The sequence below is a fragment of the Bacteroides bouchesdurhonensis genome, from assembly GCF_900155865.1.
In the GTDB taxonomy this organism is placed as follows: domain Bacteria; phylum Bacteroidota; class Bacteroidia; order Bacteroidales; family Bacteroidaceae; genus Bacteroides; species Bacteroides bouchesdurhonensis.
Map to the genome: position 1 here is coordinate 2,938,136 of NZ_LT707006.1, position 17,794 is coordinate 2,955,929.

15 protein-coding genes, 1 tRNA gene and 1 pseudogene are annotated in these 17,794 nt (G+C 37.8%); 5 read left to right on the plus strand and 12 right to left on the minus strand.

What is annotated here, in order from left to right; genetic code table 11:
* Positions 1 to 28: 28 nt before the first annotated feature.
* The 6 genes from CZ225_RS12350 to CZ225_RS12375 all read right to left on the minus strand — a co-directional run bounded on the left by CZ225_RS12350 (position 29) and on the right by CZ225_RS12375 (position 5,481).
* A complete protein-coding gene (locus CZ225_RS12350; protein WP_077154283.1) occupies positions 29 to 856 on the minus strand; it encodes a PepSY-like domain-containing protein in 828 nt (275 codons plus the stop codon).
* A 21-nt stretch (positions 857 to 877) separates the two neighbouring features.
* Positions 878 to 1,315: a PepSY-like domain-containing protein gene (locus tag CZ225_RS12355; protein ID WP_077155810.1), complete on the minus strand. Its 438-nt coding sequence runs from the start codon at positions 1,313 to 1,315 to the stop codon at positions 878 to 880.
* Between the two features lie 255 nt (positions 1,316 to 1,570).
* Complete coding sequence (locus CZ225_RS12360) at positions 1,571 to 2,839, minus strand: sensor histidine kinase (RefSeq protein WP_077154284.1); 1,269 nt, start codon at positions 2,837 to 2,839, stop codon at positions 1,571 to 1,573.
* A 22-nt stretch (positions 2,840 to 2,861) separates the two neighbouring features.
* A complete protein-coding gene (locus CZ225_RS12365) occupies positions 2,862 to 3,539 on the minus strand; it encodes a response regulator transcription factor (RefSeq protein WP_077154285.1) in 678 nt (225 codons plus the stop codon).
* A gap of 156 nt (positions 3,540 to 3,695) precedes the next feature.
* On the minus strand, positions 3,696 to 5,189 hold the full coding sequence (gene proS / locus CZ225_RS12370) for a proline--tRNA ligase (RefSeq protein ID WP_077154286.1): 1,494 nt from the start codon (positions 5,187 to 5,189) through the stop codon (positions 3,696 to 3,698).
* Between the two features lie 219 nt (positions 5,190 to 5,408).
* Positions 5,409 to 5,481 (minus strand) — tRNA-Gly (locus CZ225_RS12375).
* A gap of 301 nt (positions 5,482 to 5,782) precedes the next feature.
* Here CZ225_RS12375 and CZ225_RS12380 point away from each other — a divergent pair.
* The 4 genes from CZ225_RS12380 to CZ225_RS12395 are packed head-to-tail and all read left to right on the plus strand — an operon-like array spanning position 5,783 to position 10,476.
* Positions 5,783 to 7,138: a TolC family protein gene (locus tag CZ225_RS12380; RefSeq protein WP_394334032.1), complete on the plus strand. Its 1,356-nt coding sequence runs from the start codon at positions 5,783 to 5,785 to the stop codon at positions 7,136 to 7,138.
* A gap of 6 nt (positions 7,139 to 7,144) precedes the next feature.
* Positions 7,145 to 8,134 (plus strand): HlyD family secretion protein, encoded by a 990-nt coding sequence (locus CZ225_RS12385; RefSeq protein ID WP_077154288.1) that lies wholly within the window; start codon positions 7,145 to 7,147, stop codon positions 8,132 to 8,134.
* A 4-nt stretch (positions 8,135 to 8,138) separates the two neighbouring features.
* Positions 8,139 to 9,323, plus strand: a complete 1,185-nt coding sequence (locus tag CZ225_RS12390; RefSeq protein ID WP_077154289.1) for an ABC transporter permease — start codon at positions 8,139 to 8,141, stop codon at positions 9,321 to 9,323.
* Positions 9,307 to 10,476, plus strand: coding sequence for an ABC transporter permease (locus CZ225_RS12395; RefSeq protein WP_077154290.1), 1,170 nt, complete (start codon positions 9,307 to 9,309; stop codon positions 10,474 to 10,476). Before CZ225_RS12390 ends, CZ225_RS12395 begins: the two co-directional genes overlap by 17 nt.
* Positions 10,477 to 10,557: 81 nt before the next feature.
* Here the strand turns inward: CZ225_RS12395 and CZ225_RS12400 are convergent.
* From CZ225_RS12400 to CZ225_RS12425, 6 genes and pseudogenes are all read right to left on the minus strand, one after another.
* A pseudogene (locus tag CZ225_RS12400) lies at positions 10,558 to 11,071 on the minus strand (ECF transporter S component).
* A 12-nt stretch (positions 11,072 to 11,083) separates the two neighbouring features.
* The gene (locus CZ225_RS12405; RefSeq protein ID WP_077154291.1) at positions 11,084 to 12,973 is read right to left on the minus strand and encodes a TonB-dependent receptor; all 1,890 of its coding nucleotides are present in this window, start codon (positions 12,971 to 12,973) and stop codon (positions 11,084 to 11,086) included.
* Between the two features lie 2 nt (positions 12,974 to 12,975).
* Positions 12,976 to 13,395 carry a DUF1893 domain-containing protein gene (locus CZ225_RS12410; protein WP_077154292.1) on the minus strand — a complete coding sequence of 140 codons (420 nt, stop codon included), beginning with the start codon at positions 13,393 to 13,395 and terminating at the stop codon, positions 12,976 to 12,978.
* Positions 13,395 to 14,798 carry an aldo/keto reductase gene (locus tag CZ225_RS12415; protein ID WP_077154293.1) on the minus strand — a complete coding sequence of 468 codons (1,404 nt, stop codon included), beginning with the start codon at positions 14,796 to 14,798 and terminating at the stop codon, positions 13,395 to 13,397. Before CZ225_RS12415 ends, CZ225_RS12410 begins: the two co-directional genes overlap by 1 nt.
* 19 nt (positions 14,799 to 14,817) lie before the next feature.
* Complete coding sequence (locus CZ225_RS12420) at positions 14,818 to 16,326, minus strand: 4Fe-4S binding protein (RefSeq protein WP_077154294.1); 1,509 nt, start codon at positions 16,324 to 16,326, stop codon at positions 14,818 to 14,820.
* A 279-nt stretch (positions 16,327 to 16,605) separates the two neighbouring features.
* Positions 16,606 to 17,145 carry a flavodoxin family protein gene (locus CZ225_RS12425; RefSeq protein WP_077154295.1) on the minus strand — a complete coding sequence of 180 codons (540 nt, stop codon included), beginning with the start codon at positions 17,143 to 17,145 and terminating at the stop codon, positions 16,606 to 16,608.
* Between the two features lie 149 nt (positions 17,146 to 17,294).
* On the opposite strand from CZ225_RS12425, the gene CZ225_RS12430 reads away from it, so the two are divergent.
* Positions 17,295 to 17,774 (plus strand): GNAT family N-acetyltransferase, encoded by a 480-nt coding sequence (locus tag CZ225_RS12430; RefSeq protein ID WP_077154296.1) that lies wholly within the window; start codon positions 17,295 to 17,297, stop codon positions 17,772 to 17,774.
* The last annotated feature ends 20 nt before the right edge of the window (positions 17,775 to 17,794 follow it).

Consider the following 17,794-nt stretch of genomic DNA (forward strand, 5'->3'; position numbering starts at 1 on the left):
ACACAGGATGGTGTCACCATTTTTTAGATTAGAGAATAGTACCGTCAGATGTAATTTTAATTTTCTTATCTGGCAGATTATCTGCCTCTAACTCAATAAGATAGTAATATCCTTCAGACGATGTTTCAAAGTATTCGGAATCATCAATATGATAGTCGGGGAATTGTTCGCTAATAATTGTTCCAACTGTTACAGGTATGATGCCTACATCCCACGAGGTAGATATCCAATCACCTCCTTGATTAAATAATACTTCCTTAGATGATCCATTATGTAAAATATCGACTTCTGTATAACCGGAATCTTCCTTATCTATTTCCATGATTTTTGCTTCCGGATATTTTCCTTCAATAAAAGATTTCATTTTAGCAGTAAGCTGAGGGATCGGTAAGTAATTGTCCTGATCATCTGTATCTACTACACTTTTTATCAAAACACCATCCTCCGAGTAGTACAATTCAACCTCTTGGTCCTGTCGCTCTACCTCGATGACATACATAGTTCCCATTCCCTGACGTTCTAACATGTCTACATCATCTTTTTTCCAGTCTTTATATTCACTCTTTTCAAATGAGTTTTTTATAGCTTCCGGTAATTTGGTATAAGGAATATCGGTCTCGGTCATACACCAATTACCATCCGGCAAAAACCAAGCCGAAGTCTCATATCCATCACGAAAGTCTGCCACATAATAACCAGACTTAGTTTCCCATTTTACATTACCTGCATTGGGATATTTGGACGAAAATGCATTCTGTAATTCTATGGGAACAGAGATTGATTCATCATCGCTATCACAACTTTGCAAGCTCCAAGCACTTAGAGCAATCACTAGAAGATACAATTTTAGTTTCATATTTGTTTTAGTTTAAAAAAATTACATATCAATATCAATCAAATTAAAATTTATGTCGAACTTCAGTTCTGTTCGATTAGTAAGCTTTACTTCATACTCTTTTTTATCCCGTTCCAGTTTCAGTATCTTGGTATCCGGATAGTTGTCTTTTACATACTTTTGAATAGCTTCGGGAATTACAGCAGCAGGAACGGAACTATATTTGCAATCTACTTCTTTCCAGTTTCCTTTTTTATCAAATTCCACTTTATTACCATTAGTGAAAATCACATCATAACTTTTATTAAAAAGGTCACTTTCCATTTTGGCCAAAGCTATCTTGTTGTCTGCAAAATATTTCTTTATAAATAACTGTGCTTGCTGTGGCATTTGACTAATCTGGATAGGTTTGTCATCATCAGCTCTTGCCACTGTTTGTAAAGTGAACAAACATACTAATAAAAATAATAACTTTTTCATAATCATCGTTTTTTTATTGGTTTATACTATTATCAATTATTTCGTAATGCAAAGATGAAAGTAGAATCTGAAAAGATTTAGGAATTTAGAGGAAAATCGAAAAAAATAATGCGATAACTACGTTGTTAACGTCTTCCGTCAGAAGTCTCGGACCACTTACAGTAGAACAAGTGCAAGGAACTATTCCAAGTCCACCTCCATTAAATCAAAGCCTCATGGTAGTGTGCCCTCAGGTAACAATATATTTTAGTTATATTACGAGATCTCGAAGCAATGTTCTTGTTGTTCGAAATAGTATTGTAATTTCAAATGTTGTAAACGACAGATAGAATCGGCAATGGCCAGCCCTAATCCGGTAGAACCTTCTTTTTTACTCCCCTGATAGAAACGTTCAAAAATGTGTTCCTTATCTAATGGGTAGTTTGTTCCTGTATTCCGGAAAGTTATACTATGCTTAGTAATTTCAACATGGATACAGCCACCATCTACATTATGAACAAAGGCATTTTTCAAAAGATTAGTCAATAAAGCAATAGCCAATGATTCATTCATTGTTGCGTGGAATTCACCTTGTTCTACCATAGTTACTTTTATATTACGATACTCGTAGACTTCTTCGTAATCTTTCAGATACTGTTTAAGGATGTTATTCAATACTAAATCTTTAGTATCAGAAAATTGCCCGTTATCTATTTTAGTCAATAATAATAAGGACTTATTTAATTTCGTGATATATTCCAACGTTTGATGAGTCTTCATCAGTTCTTCCAGTTGATTCTCAGTTAATGAATCATCTTCCATTAACATTTCCAAGCGGTTACGACAGATAGCAAGCGGAGTTTGTATCTCGTGCGAGGCATTTCCTATAAACTGTTTTTGTTGTTCGAACATTTGTTCTGTACGCTCAACGTAACGGGTAGCGGCTTCATTCAATTTACGAAACTCGGTTATTTGAGTATCATTTCTCAAAGGTTCATTCTTTTTCCCTGTTTGATAACTATCCAGCCAATGGAGCAACGCATACAAAGGCCGCATATTCCGGTAGAACACCCATACTGAAATGGAAATAATACAAAGCGATAAAGCGACGTACAAAAAAATAACCCAAAGTAATATCTCATCTTTCAAATCATCTTTTTCAATGCTAGGAGTAGATACGGTAAGTTTGTGATAACGTCCCTCGTCATCTTTAAATATAGTAGTCAAAATACGTGCCGGTTCCGTTTCTTCCTTTTCTACAATATAAACCATAGAGTCTTTATATTGGATATCGTCATGGCTTTCTGCATATTCTTTGCTTACTTCTGTCAGATAATATTGGTTATTAGAACCATTATTTTTAGAAGGTAACTCCTCTCCTGCCAAGGCACGGATAATGATTGTCTCTGAGTAGTCTTCCAACGAATCATCTACTTCATCATTTATTTCGTCAATCATCGTGACGTAAAAAAAGGCAGCCCAAACTGTTAGAATGAGAATTAAAGCTATAGAAATACGTAGAATGATATAATATATTAATTTCATGTATAGGCGTGACTAGTTACTTTTATTCTACAATCATCTTATAACCAAAACCATAAACGGCCTTTAATTTTATATTAGCTCCCGAGTCTTTCAACTTCTTACGAAGATTCTTGATTTGCGCATAAATAAAATCAAAATTATCTACCTGATCAATATGATCCCCCCAAACGGATTCAGCTAATGTATTTTTATTTATTAATCTTCCGGGGCGATTCATAAAGTATAATAAGATATCATACTCTTTACGATTCAATTCCAATTCTTGATTTTCAACGAAAACTCTGAATTTATCAGGTTCTATCCGCACATTTCCCTGGCAAATATTTATTTCTCCTTTATTCTGGTGACGGCGAATAACACTTTTAATTCGTGCATTCAATTCAACCAAATGAAATGGTTTTGATAAATAATCATCTGCTCCCAATTCCAAGCCCAAAACTTTATCTTCTAAGGAGTCTTTAGCCGAGATAATAATCACATTTTCTCGTTTATGCATCGCTTTCAACTTCTCCAAAAGATCTAATCCGCTTCCATCCGGCAACATGATATCCAGCAAAATGCAGTCATAGTCGTAATCTTCTATTTTATATAAAGCTGTATTAAAGCTGTCTGCCGTTTCCACAACATAACGTTCTTTCTCCAATGACAGTTGAATAAGTTCTCTCAAAGCCGGTTCATCTTCTACAATTAATACCTTCATAAAAAGTCCTCCTTTTCTTGTACGAATACAAAGAAAAAGGATATTTCTGAAATAAAACTGAAATGAATAAAAAAAGAGTCTGAAATCTCTATTGAATTTCAGACTCTTACTAAATTAATGTGATCTAGGTTGGATTTTTCTCACATCAAAATTATCTTAATAAGAACGTGCAAAGATTACACGACAAGCAGAAGGTTTACCCGTAACCATACACTTACCCGGTTCTTTATCACCCGGAACAAATGAATCGAATGGGATACAACGGATCGTAGCTTTCGTTTCTTCTTTTATCTTTTCTTCAGTTTCAGTTGTTCCATCCCAATGAGCCAGGATAAAACCACCTTTTTCGATTTTTTCCTTGAATTCATCGTAAGAATCAACTGTAGTGATGTGTGAGTTACGATAATCTAATGCCTTCTTATAAATATTTGCCTGCATTTCTTCAAGCAAATTCTGAACGTATGTCTCGATTCCATCACAAGATACAGTTTCTTTTTCAAGTGTATCGCGGCGCATCACTTCCATTGTATTATTCTCAAGATCACGTCCACCCATCACAAGACGTACAGGAACTCCCTTCAATTCATAATCTGCGAATTTGAAGCCCGGACGTTTGTTGTCTGCATTATCATATTTTACAGAAATGCCCATGGCTTTTAAGTTGGTAACAATACCCGCTACTTTGGCATCAATTTGTTTCAATTGTTCATCATTCTTATAAATAGGGACAATAACAACCTGAATCGGAGCCAGATGTGGAGGTAAAACCAAACCGTTATCATCGGAATGAGTCATAATAAGCGCACCCATCAGACGAGTAGAAACTCCCCATGAGGTTGCCCAAACATACTCCAATTTATTTTCTTTGTTTACGAACTGAACGTCGAAAGCCTTTGCAAAGTTCTGTCCCAAGAAATGAGAAGTACCGCTCTGCAATGCTTTACCATCCTGCATCATAGCTTCAATTGTATATGTATCAAGTGCACCGGCAAAACGTTCATTGGCCGATTTCACTCCTTTTACAACGGGAACAGCCATATATTTTTCTGCGAATTCAGCATATACATTCAGCATTCTTTGTGCTTCTTCCTCAGCTTCTTCACGTGTAGCATGTGCTGTATGTCCCTCTTGCCACAAGAATTCAGCAGTACGCAGGAACAAACGGGTACGCATTTCCCAACGGAATACGTTTGCCCACTGATTACAAAGGATAGGCAGATCACGATAAGATTGGATCCAATTCTTATAGGTATTCCAGATAATTGTTTCAGAAGTTGGGCGAATAATCAGTTCTTCTTCCAACTTTGCAGCCGGATCTACCACAACACCTGAACCATCTTCTGCATTCTTCAAACGATAGTGTGTTACCACAGCACATTCCTTAGCAAATCCTTCTACATGCTCTGCTTCACGACTAAGGAACGATTTCGGAATTAATAATGGGAAATAAGCATTCACATGTCCTGTTTCTTTAAACATATCGTCCAATTGACGCTGCATCTTTTCCCAGATAGCGTATCCGTAAGGCTTAATCACCATACATCCGCGTACGGCAGATTGTTCTGCCAAGTCTGCTTTTACCACCAAATCGTTGTACCACTGAGAGTAGTTCTCACTACGTTTGGTCAGGTCTTTCAGTTCTTTTGCCATTATATTTTTCTATTTAAGTTTCTTAAGTGTTAAAACAGGATGCAAAAATACGAAAAATGAACGAACTGTGCCTATTCTTCATACATTATTTTATTCATAATGACTTATGTCAGGGGATTCGTCTTTAACTGATATTTCTTAATAAGTAGTGATATTAGTGATTGCAATATGAAAAAAAATCAGATAGATATCTGACATTATCTATCTGATTTTTAACAGAGCGGTAAACGAGGCTCGAACTCGCGACCCCCAGCTTGGGAAGCTAGTGCTCTACCAACTGAGCTATTACCGCATTATTCACTCAAAAAGTATTTCTGAAATGATGATGCAAAGGTAAACATTATTTTTATATCTCAAATAAAATTTCATTCTTTAGTGAAAGAAAAATTTCAAGTAGCACAATCAGTTCTCATAATCAATCATACTACAGAATTATAATTTGTTCATTTTGTAATATTTAGCTCTTAGAGTACCTAAAAGTGAACAAAGTTGTTCTTTTATCTGTTAGAAAGTCTCTAAAATAAGATTTGATAAACATGAAAAAGAATCAACTGATATTTGTATTATTTGCTTTAACTTTCCTCAGCACTCAAATGAAGGCACAGACCTCGTTAAGTTTCGAAGAATCATTACGGCTGCTCCAACAAGGAAATCAGAGTTTGAAAATAGCAGATAAAAGTATAGAGATAGCAAAGACTGAACGTGATAAGTTAAATGCTTTTTGGTATCCTAGCCTGCAGTCTACTGGAGCGTTCGTGCATATGTCGGAAAAGATTGAGGTAAAACAACCTCTGTCTCAATTTACGGATCCAGCTAAGGATTTTGTGCATTCTATAATTCCAAATGATCAGATAATCTCATCTATCCTTGACCAAATCGGAACAAATACACTTATTTTTCCCTTGACTCCCCGCAATCTAACAACAGTTGATGTATCGGCTGAATGGGTACTTTTTTCCGGAGGTAAGCGATTTCGTGCCACAAATATTGGACGTACAATGGTAGATCTGGCTAGAGAAAGCCGTGCAGAGGTTTCTGCCAACCAACAAAATCTATTAGCCGAAAGTTATTATGGGCTTCGACTGGCACAACAGATTGTGACAGTTCGGGAAGAAACATACAAAGGACTGCAAAAGCACTATGAGAATGCTCTGAAACTAGAAGCAGCCGGAATGATAGATAAAGCAGGACGTTTGTTTGCCCAAGTAAATATGGACGAAGCAAGACGAGAACTAGAAGCTGCCCAAAAAGAAGAAACTGTCATGCAAAGTGCTCTTAAGACCTTATTAAACAAGAAAGATATGGATGAAAATATTGTTCCTACCTCTCCTTTGTTTATGAATGACTCCCTACCTCCTAAAATGCTTTTCAATTTATCAGTGGGAAGTGGCAACTATCTACTCAACCAATTATATTTGCAAGAACAGATTGCCAAACAACAAGTACGCATCGATCAAAGCGGTTATTTACCGAATATTGCATTATTTGGTAAACAAACCCTTTATTCTCATGGCATTCAAAGTAATCTAGTCCCTCGTACCATGATCGGAATCGGATTTACATGGAACCTGTTCGATGGCTTGGATCGTGAAAAACGTATCCGGCAATCGAAACTGACACAACAGACCTTAGTCTTGGGACAAATGAAAGCTCGGGATGATCTGGCTGTAGGAGTAGACAAACTATATACACAACTTCAAAAAGCCCAAGACAATGTAAAAGCTTTAAATGCAACCATTAAATTGAGTGAAGAATTAGTACGTATCCGCAAAAAGTCTTTCACTGAGGGAATGGCAACATCTACTGAAGTAATTGATGCGGAAACAATGCTTTCGAAAGTGAAAGTAGCCCGACTGGCTGCTTATTATGAATATGATGTGGCACTGATGAATTTACTTTCACTTTGTGGCACACCGGAACAATTTGTAAACTATCAACCTAAACCGTAAGAAATAATGAAACCAACTAGTAGAACCCTTTCCTGGGCCTTTGTCATCATCATGCTGGCAGTTGCCATCTTCACAGTCCTGGGAATGATATTGATGCATAAACAACCGCTAGTTCTGCAAGGACAGGCAGAAGCAACAGAAATTCGTATCAGCGGGAAACTTCCCGGACGTATTGACACTTTCTTCGTAAAAGAAGGCGATTGGGTACGTCAGGGCGATACACTTGTCGTTATCAATAGTCCTGAAATACATGCCAAATACCAACAGGTAAATGCTTTGGAACGAGTAGCTATGCAACAAAATAAAAAGATTGATGCAGGAACCCGCAAACAGATTGTGGCTACAGCATTGCAATTATGGAATAAAACCAAAAGTGATCTGACATTAGCAAAAACAACTTATAATCGAATTCTTACATTATATAATGATAGTGTAGTCACTTCTCAACGAAAAGATGAAGTAGAAGCAATGTATAAAGCAGCAGTAGCAGCCGAACGGGCAGCATACGAACAATATCAGATGGCTGTAGATGGTGCACAGAAAGAAGACAAAGCATCTGCTGCCAGTATGGTGGACGCTGCACGAAGTACAGTAGATGAAGTCTCAGCTTTATTAGTTGATGCCCGATTGACTGCACCGGAAGACGGACAGATTGCAACTATTTTCCCAAAACGTGGAGAGTTGGTTGCCCCGGGAACACCTATTATGAATCTGGTAGTTATGAATGATGTACATGTCGTACTCAATGTACGGGAAGATCTAATGCCACAATTCAAAATGGGAGAAACATTTACTGCAAATGTACCAGCTATCGGAAAAGAGAATATTGAATTTAAAATCTATTATATTAGTCCCCTGGGTAGTTTTGCTACATGGAAATCAACCAAACAGACGGGAAGTTATGATTTACGTACCTTCGAGATCCATGCTCGTCCCACACAAAAAGTAGAAGATTTGCGTCCTGGAATGTCCGTATTATTGACGCTAAACGATTAAAAGCATGAGTTCATCACAAACATATCATCCTTTTCACGCAGTGTTGCTAAGAGAGTGGCATCGTATGACTTCACGACGTCTTTACTTTGGCGTGTGTATTGTACTCCCACTGTTCACTCTCTTTTTTATGGCAACAATTTTCGGCAATGGACAAATGGAAAATATTCCTATCGGTATTATCGATCAGGATAATACAGCCAGTTCCAGAGCGATTGTCCGTAATATATCAGCTGTACCTACATTCAATGTGACACAGCATTTTGTAAATGAAGCTGCTGCCCGAGAAGCTGTGCAGAAAAAGGAAATATATGGTTATCTCTCTATTCCTCCTCAATTTGAACAAGACGCTATTACCGGAAAGAATGCAACTCTATCTTATTATTATCATTATGCACTTATGTCGGTTGGCGGTGAGTTGATGGCAGCGTTCGAAACATCTCTGGCTCCTGTATCTCTTTCTCCTATCGTGATGCAAGCTGTTGCATTAGGAGTAGATCAAGAACAAATTACGACTTTTTTATTACCTGTTCAGGCTAATAATCATCCTATTTACAATCCGAGTCTGGACTATTCGGTGTATTTAAGTCAGCCTTTCTTTTTTGTATTATTTCAAGTGTTGATTTTACTCACCACTGTATATGCAACGGGTATTGAAATAAAGTTCCGAACAGCCGATGAATGGCTGACTGTTGCAAAAGGTAATATGGTAACAGCTGTATTAGGGAAATTACTACCTTATACCATCATTTATATACTAATAGGATGGTTTGCCAATTATGTAATGTTTGGTATTCTACACATCCCTTTTCAGGGAAGTTGGTTGTTAATGAATAGTATGACTGTTCTTTTCATTATAGCAACGCAGGCTCTTGGTTTGTTCTTATTTTCACTGTTTCCTGCCATCTCCTTAATCATCAGTATCGTGTCGATGGTAGGTTCTTTAGGTGCCACGTTATCAGGAGTAACTTTTCCTGTCCCTAATATGTTCCCGTTAGTAAGGGATGCATCTTACCTTTTTCCGGTCCGTCATTTTACGGAAGCAATGCAAATGATGCTTTACGGTGGCAGTGGATTTATTCATCTTTGGACAACGGCTGTAATATTGTGTATATTCCCTTTGTTAGCCTTCCTGTTACTTCCGCATTTGAAACGAGCTATAGAAAGTCATAAGTATGAAAAAATTAAGTAAATTACAACAGATATCGTTCATCATCCGTCGTGAATTTGTGGCTATCAGTACCAGTTATGCTATCCTATTGGTATTGATAGGAGGAATTTTCGTATATGGATTACTCTATAATTATATGTATGCTCCTAATATCGTAACTAATGTTCCGGTAGCAGTAGTTGATAATTCTCACAGCCAATTAAGTCGTAATTTTATTCGATGGCTGGATGCTACCCCACAAACAGAAATTTATGATCAGGCTATAGACTATCATGAAGCGAAAGAATGGATGAAAACAGGAAAAGTACAAGGAATTATCTATCTACCCCATGATTTTGAAGAACGGGTATTCCGGGGAGATGAAGCAGTATTCTCTTTATATGCTACAACTGACGCTTTTCTATATTTTGAAGCTCTACAAGGCTCCTCTTCATTAGTAATGTTGGCAATCAACGATAAATATCGTCCGGATGGAGCAGTCTTTCTACCTCCTCAAGGTTTATTGGCTGTAGCGATGGCACAACCTATCAATGTTTCTGGAACGGCACTTTACAATTACACAGAGGGATATGGATCTTATTTAATTCCGGCAGTTATGATGATTATTATTTTTCAAACATTATTAATGGTTATCGGGATGGTAACCGGAGAAGAATATAGTACGAGAGGAATTCGGGTGTATATACCTTTTGGACAAGGATGGGGAAACGCTACGCGTATTGTGGCGGGAAAGACTTTTGTATATTGCAGTCTATATGCTGTCTTCGCTTTGTTCTTGTTAGGCCTGCTTCCATATTTTTTTAGTATTCCTAATATTGGCAATGGATTATACATTGTCTTATTGATGATTCCATATCTCATAGCTACTTCGTTTCTCGGATTAGCAGCTTCGCGTTATTTTACAGATTCGGAAGCACCCTTACTTATGATAGCCTTCTTCTCAGTTGGATTGATTTTCCTCTCGGGAGTTTCTTATCCAATGGAGTTAATGCCATGGTATTGGAAAGCAGCTCATTACATTCTTCCGGCAGCACCGGGTACACTTGCTTTTGTGAAGTTAAACTCAATGGGAGCCAGTATGGCTGACATCCGACCGGAATACATCACTTTGTGGGGTCAGGCAGGAATCTATTTTCTATTGAGTATATGGGTATATAAGAAAAAACTAAATTAAACATCTGCAGAATAAAAACAAGAGGTACCTCTTTTTACAATAAAGTGTTACCTCTTGTTTATGATATGAAGTATCTCGTTATTATCTACGAATCAAATATTTGATAAGAAAATAACCTCCAAATACTTGTAAACACATACCAAGGATACCTATACGAAAATCCTGAATAGCTTTAAAGAAATTACCAACATAGATCCACTCTCCTAAAGTACCGACTATCTGATAACTTAAAACTACTCCAACTAAAATAGGAATAGATATACGTCCGAAGCGTTGAGCAGCCCATCCGGCAGAAATAGCCAGTAATATTGATTTCAAAAGAATAGCAGGCAATGTGACTGGCATTGGCATACCAAATAATAAAGAGTTAATCACAGGAGAAAGGACAGCTGTCAGTAGACCTACTTTCCAACCATACTTTATAAGCACCGATTAATGTAAAGAAATAAATTGGCAGCCAAGTTATTCCACCTTGGGGAATGAGATGAAAAAGTTGAGGGAAAAGGATGTTGCCTACAATGAATAAAGAGGCTGACAAATATGTCTTTATATCACTATAATTGAGTGAATAGAATTTCACAGATGTTGTTTCCATATTATATATTATTTAAAAGTTTAAATTTATACCACCCATAAAGGTTGCTTTAGGCATTGGATACCCTAGATTAATTTCATACTGTTGTGCCAATAAGTTTTCACCTTTTACAAAGACGCTAGCATAATTACATAAACGGTAATTTCCCCTAAGATTCCACAGTACAAAACTATCTTGCTTTTCATTTCCTTTGATCACACTAGTATAAAGTCCTTTCACATATTGTACTCCTGTAGCCAAGCTCCAACGTCCTGAAGTAAAGTTTGCTCCAGCATACAATTTATGTTCGGGAGCAGCAAGAACCGGATTCTCCATATGTAACCAGCTATAATTAGCATTTACACTCCAATGAGAATTAATCCGATACCCCATATTCGTTTCAATACCCCAATTTTCAATCTCACCTGAATTTACATTGAGCGGAGGTATTAAGCCATTGGACATGATTATATTATCTCCATTAATATAATAAAGGCTCAAACCATATGAAAGCGCACCTCCCAACAGACGTTGCGAATATGACAATTCATAATTCATCAGCTTTTCTGCTTTTAAATCCGGATTTGCAGGAGGGAACATATACATATCACGAATAGTTGGATTACGATATCCTTTGCTTACCATTGCTTTTAATTCCGCACTTTTAGGCAAATGGAAAGCCAATCCTCCTTGAGGAATCCACTCTGTTCCCACATGTGAATGATGATCAACACGAACACCTGCATCCAAAGACAACCAGCTATATAAATCCTGTCGGAAATCTACATATCCGGCAAACTCATCTACTTGTTTATCAACTCCGGGGATTCGCTCACCTGTCGCTACTACCCTATTCCATGATTCACCTCCAAAATGTTGATAGTCAAAACCTACAGTCAGACGATTACCAGAAAAGAAGCTGGCACTCTGAAACCAGGAAACACCCATCATTTTATCTTTAGAATTGAAATGTGACTTCTGAGGTTCTTTTCCTGCTGAATATCCGTCATTGATTTTATGCCGTCCCCAATTGTAGAAAAAACTCAAAGCACCGGAAGTCTTTTCATAACGATTTTCCAAAGCAAATGAGGTCATTCCCCGGGTTATACGAGAATCATTATCAATAAGAGGAGTTTGAATGGTTCCCGGATTGGAAGCGTTGAAATGGGTAACATTTACATCTCCCCACACTTTCCAATAATTACTAAGATCATATCCTAATTTAGCATATCCACCATATTGCTCAAATTCCATATCTGAGCGATGGCCGTCTGTACGGTTATATGATCCTGTAACAACACTACTGAAACGTCCCTTTCTTACCCGGTTGGACATTTCTGTCTGCAAAGTATTATACGAACCGTAACCCACTTGCATATCAGTATTTACTCCATCCTCCAACTGCTTACGGGTAACTATATTAATAACTCCCCCCATCGCATTAGAACCGTATAGAACAGATGCAGGTCCACGTACCACTTCTACTTTTTCAGCCATCATTGATTGATAAGCATCCGCTATTGGATGTCCCATTAATCCCATGTATTGAGGATGTCCATCAATCAAGACCAGCAATCCTGCCGTTGGACTTCCTCCAACACCACGCAGGCTCATGCCACCCGCTGCCCCTGTAGATACGCCATATCCCATCATACCACGACTAGTGATAAACAATCCTGGCACTTGTTCTGTCAAAAGCGGCAACAACGAAGCATCATATCTACTTTCTATTTGCGGGCGTCCTACCACAGATATAGTCATCGGAAGATGACGAACATCTGTTTCACTGCGTGTTCCTGTAACCACCACTTCATCAATAGCATAACTCCTCCCCACATGTGTCGTATCTTTTTTTACCTGTGCCGCTCCTGAAAGGGAAAACAAACTACTTATTAAAAAAAGACTAGCTGTATTCTTTATCATTCTCATTTTTTATTTCTCATTTTTCCAATAAAATCATGGATTAACGGTAATATTGCCTCGGCAGTCTCCACTTCACTACACATCGTTTCTACAGGACACCACCCGGTACGATCACGATTCCAGATAAACGGCACCTCTTGCTTAAAATCAACTTTCACATCAGACTGGCGGAATAATTCCAAAGCTTTAGCACTGATTACATCCGTATACAATTCCTTTATACCTCCTAGAATCATTAAGGCAGCAGCACCTTTACCGACTACCTTATCAGCAATGGAAGCCCCCTGAAGAAAATCAGGTTCCAGAGTCAGCAAATCATATAAGTCAGCCACTCCACGCTGAGTGAAAGTTCGACGTACTTCTCCATTAGCAATCACACAGGAATATCCTCCCAAATGTAACAGTTTAATTAGTTCTTCCATTATAAAGTGCCTTGTTTCAGTTGTTCTACAAATTGATCGATACGGTGTAACTCTCCTGGTATATCAATATTCTGTGGGCAATGAGGCACACATTGGTTACATCCGATACAATGGCTGGCCTGTCGTAATTTAGGAACACTACGGTCATAACCGATAAGAAAAGCACGACGTGCCTTCGCATAATTTTTATCCTGTCCGCTACTTGGTACATTACCTTCATTGACACAGCGATTATAATGCAACAATACTCCGGGTATATCCAATCCGTATGGACATGGCATACAATATTTGCAATCGTTACAAGGTATTGTAGGATAATTCAGCATTAATAAAGCTGTTTCCTCCAAGAAGTCTTTCTCTTCGTCGGTAAGTGGCTGCAAAGGAGAATAAGTGCGGAGATTATCCTGTAAATGCTCCATATAGGTCATTCCACTTAAAACAGTAAGTACCTTCTCCGGAGATCCCGCATAACGGAATGCCCATGACGCTACGCTAGTTTCAGGGCTACGTTGTTTAAGACGTGCAACCAGATGATCATTCAGTTTAGACAATCGTCCTCCTAAAAGTGGTTCCATTATAACGGCTGGAATGTCACGTTTTTCCAGTTCCTGATATAAATATTCCGCATCTGTATTCCTAGCATTCACTTCTTTTGCATGCTTCCAATCCACATAATTGAGTTGTATTTGCACAAAATCCCATTTTATTTCATCATGCAACGAAAGCAAGTAATCATATACTTCAATATCACCATGATAAGAAAATCCAAGATTCCTGATACGTCCTGCTTCACGTTCTTTAATCAGGAAATCCAGCATTCCGTTATCTAAATATCTGCCTCTGAGAGCATCCATTCCACCCATCCCAATGCCATGAAGTAACATATAATCAATGTAATCTACCTGAAGATCTGTGAATGATTTATGATACATTTTTAAAGAAGCCTCACGAGACCATGTACTTGGATCGAAATTAGATAATTTGGTAGCAATATAATATTTATCACGTGGGTGACGACTTAATGCAATACCCGTCGCCTTTTCAGAAAAACCTTGAACATATGCCGGAGATGTATCGAAATAGTTTACTCCATGAGCAATAGCGTAGTCTACCAATTCATTAACAGCATCTTGGTCGATCAATTCACCTTTACCATCAGGAGCCGGCTTGAGTGGCCATCTCATACATCCATATCCTAATAGCGAGACTCGATCTCCTGTAGAAGGAGCAATACGATAGGTCATTTTGTCGGTAGGAATCCCTTTTTCCGCTGAAACTACATTTGAAGCAGAATTATTATTAGAAGAGCATCCATACAGTAAGCCTGTTGATGTAGCAGCACTGATACCTACTATCTTTATGAAATCTCTTCGATTCATTTCTTTTTTATTTTTTTCTTCCATAATCTTATGTTGAATTAGATTATATAACTCGGTGCATCAGATGTCCAGATACATAGATTGCACTAAACGGACGTGACGGACATAAATTCTCACATGCTCCACAACCGATACAACGTTCTACATTTACTATCGGAATTTTAGGGGAATCGGAAATATCCGGATTCGATGGAACCATTTGTATCGCATGGGTTGGACAATGACGAGCACAATTACCACACTCTTTTCCATCTGTTAACGGGACACAATTCTCTTTCACCCATACAGCATGACCGATTTGAGTCGCTGATTTATCAGCAGTTGTAATCGGATGAATGGCACCTGCCGGACAGACATCCGCGCACTTAGTACATTCAGGGCGACAATAGCCTCGTTCATATGACATCTCCGGTTGCATTAACGTCATTAAATTACCTGAGGGGCGAAGCACTTGAGTAGGACAAACGGAGACACATAATTGGCAAGCAGTACAATGCTGCGTAAAATTACGTGCACTTAATGCACCGGCAGGGAAAATCTTATTTTCCCGATTGGGAATCTTTTTATCTTCAATAGCAGCCAATCCCCCATCCACTTTCTTTTCCTGAGCTTTCAGGATAGCTGTTGTAGCAAAGATTGCAGATGATGAAAGGAAACTACGGCGAGAATTACTAGCTGACGTTGGATTCACTTGTGATGTTTCCAATGAAACTGATCCGTCTTTTACTGTTTTAGGAACTCGCCGAGTATATTGGATGGCTCCATGTTTACACTTTCCGATACAATCCATACAAGCTACGCAACGACTATAATCAATCTCATGTGCTTTCGGATTAATACAGGATGCCTTACAGTTACGGGCACACAAACCACAGTTATTGCATTTAGTAGTATCAATTATTGGTTTGAAAACAGAATAGCGGGATATAAATCCCAAGATCGTTCCAACAGGACAGATTGTGTTACAGTAAGTACGTCCGTTACGCCATGCTAATGTAAACAACACGATAAAAGTTACGGCTGCAACCATCAAAATAGAAAGACTTTTCATCCAAACATCCACTTCATAGAAAGCATAGCTATCTGCACGTTCTGCCAAATAGGCAAGAAGATTATTCCCCCATTGCCAAACAGGAGCTAAAAGACTGGATACCATACGCCCATAAGCACTATAAGGAGCTACAAGAATGGCTATAGCATTCCATCCCGCAATCATAGCTACAACAAACACAGCTAAGACTCCATAACGTAACCACTTTTTCACCGGTGAATAACGAAAACGGTTTTTCTTCCGTTTTCCGGAAAACCAGGAAATAATATCCTGAAACACTCCTAAAGGACATATAACTGAGCAATAAACACGTCCGAACATGAATGTCAGTATCACAAGAAATAGTACGACACCTACATTCAATGCTAATATTGCAGGTAAAAATTGAATTTTAGTCAGCCAACCAAACCAAGTATGCAATGTCCCTGTAAAATCAAGAAAAAGCAGGGTAATAATGACAAAGCATACAATAGCAGTTGTGATTCTAATAATACGTAGCATAATCAAATAAATTTCAAATTATAGTAGTTTAAATTCTTTTATTTAAAGAGTTTTACCGTATGTCTGATAATATATACACCACAAACGGATTTTATCACGGTGCAAATTTAATCACAGAGATTTACTTTTCACGTATCTTAATTACCGAAAGTTATACCAATATTACAGATTTACTTTCTTTTAATAGAAAAACTGCCCGTCAATACATCATTTGGATATATCAACGAGCAGTCTTTTTACAGTTTCATTTCTATATACTTCTTCATGTTATAAAATCTATCAGACATTACTTCCCATTTCATAGGCTTCCACCATCGAAAGTTTTCCTTCTATCTCTCCTACCTTCCAGGCACCAATTCCATAAACCACTCCTTTCTCTACTGGTTCTTCCAGACAATCAAGGAAGCCTCGAAAGCCCTCGATGGTTCGTTCCATCATCGGAACACTTTCTTCTGCAGCAGCTATGATAAAATAGAATTCTTTGTTGCGTATTTCGAGATAACGGGCACAACAACGGTCAATCAGTGTTTTCATCTGTGCGCACATAGTATAGAAATAAACAGGAGTTGCCATTACAATCACATCTGCTCCTATCATTTTTTCAATGATGTCTGCTGCATCATCTTTTTGCGGACAAGGTTTCCCGTACATACTACAAACACTACATCCCGTACAATAATTGATTTGTTTGTCTTTCAGGAAAATCTTTTCCACATCATTTCCTGCCGCTTCGGCACCTTTTAAAAACTCATCACACAGTCTGTCTGAGTTTCCTCCTCTACGGGGACTGGATGATAGTATCAGAACTTTTTTACTCATATCGTAGCCTTTAAATTGTTATTGATTATTCACTTTGCAAAAGTATGCAGAATTTACCAGAACTTTTGTATATAAATTACGGGTGATATTACCATTTTTACAGATAATTATCCCTATCTTTGCTTACCTGTTAATTATAAGTAGAAGTTATGAACCATCCTTATCAATTTAGAGAAGCAACAATTTCGGATATAGAAATTCTGAAAGAATTGTATAAAGAAACAGTTTTGACTATAAACATAAAAGACTACTCTCTTGAAGAAGTCCGGGATTGGGCTTCATGTGGTGAGAATATTCCACATTGGATAGAACTAATCAATAATCTATATTTTATTATAGCTTTCAACGAAACAAACCAAGCCATCGGATTCGCATCTTTACGTAAAGACGGCTATTTGCATTCCATGTTCGTACACGCAAAATTCCAACAGAAAGGAGTGGCTACCTTCCTGTTGTCCGAAATAGAAAAATATGCCATCAACCATCAAATTGAAATTATCACATCCGAAGTAAGCCTGACAGCCAAATCCTTTTTTGAGAGCAAAGGTTATTACATCCAATATGAACAAAAAAGACTGGCAAACCAATTATGTCTCACCAACTTCGTCATGAAAAAACATTTGAAATAGAGACATTGGCATACATGTCC

What these genes read in the sequence shown, in the direction of transcription:
- CZ225_RS12350 (WP_077154283.1), bottom strand. Translation starts at nt 856, where the DNA reads ATGAAACTAAAATTGTATCTTCTAGTGATTGCTCTAAGTGCTTGGAGC.
- CZ225_RS12355 (WP_077155810.1), bottom strand. Translation starts at nt 1,315, where the DNA reads ATGAAAAAGTTATTATTTTTATTAGTATGTTTGTTCACTTTACAAACA.
- CZ225_RS12360 (WP_077154284.1), bottom strand. Translation starts at nt 2,839, where the DNA reads ATGAAATTAATATATTATATCATTCTACGTATTTCTATAGCTTTAATT.
- CZ225_RS12365 (WP_077154285.1), bottom strand. Translation starts at nt 3,539, where the DNA reads ATGAAGGTATTAATTGTAGAAGATGAACCGGCTTTGAGAGAACTTATT.
- proS (WP_077154286.1), bottom strand. Translation starts at nt 5,189, where the DNA reads ATGGCAAAAGAACTGAAAGACCTGACCAAACGTAGTGAGAACTACTCT.
- CZ225_RS12380 (WP_394334032.1), top strand. Translation starts at nt 5,783, where the DNA reads ATGAAGGCACAGACCTCGTTAAGTTTCGAAGAATCATTACGGCTGCTC.
- CZ225_RS12385 (WP_077154288.1), top strand. Translation starts at nt 7,145, where the DNA reads ATGAAACCAACTAGTAGAACCCTTTCCTGGGCCTTTGTCATCATCATG.
- CZ225_RS12390 (WP_077154289.1), top strand. Translation starts at nt 8,139, where the DNA reads ATGAGTTCATCACAAACATATCATCCTTTTCACGCAGTGTTGCTAAGA.
- CZ225_RS12395 (WP_077154290.1), top strand. Translation starts at nt 9,307, where the DNA reads ATGAAAAAATTAAGTAAATTACAACAGATATCGTTCATCATCCGTCGT.
- CZ225_RS12405 (WP_077154291.1), bottom strand. Translation starts at nt 12,973, where the DNA reads ATGATAAAGAATACAGCTAGTCTTTTTTTAATAAGTAGTTTGTTTTCC.
- CZ225_RS12410 (WP_077154292.1), bottom strand. Translation starts at nt 13,395, where the DNA reads ATGGAAGAACTAATTAAACTGTTACATTTGGGAGGATATTCCTGTGTG.
- CZ225_RS12415 (WP_077154293.1), bottom strand. Translation starts at nt 14,798, where the DNA reads ATGGAAGAAAAAAATAAAAAAGAAATGAATCGAAGAGATTTCATAAAG.
- CZ225_RS12420 (WP_077154294.1), bottom strand. Translation starts at nt 16,326, where the DNA reads ATGCTACGTATTATTAGAATCACAACTGCTATTGTATGCTTTGTCATT.
- CZ225_RS12425 (WP_077154295.1), bottom strand. Translation starts at nt 17,145, where the DNA reads ATGAGTAAAAAAGTTCTGATACTATCATCCAGTCCCCGTAGAGGAGGA.
- CZ225_RS12430 (WP_077154296.1), top strand. Translation starts at nt 17,295, where the DNA reads ATGAACCATCCTTATCAATTTAGAGAAGCAACAATTTCGGATATAGAA.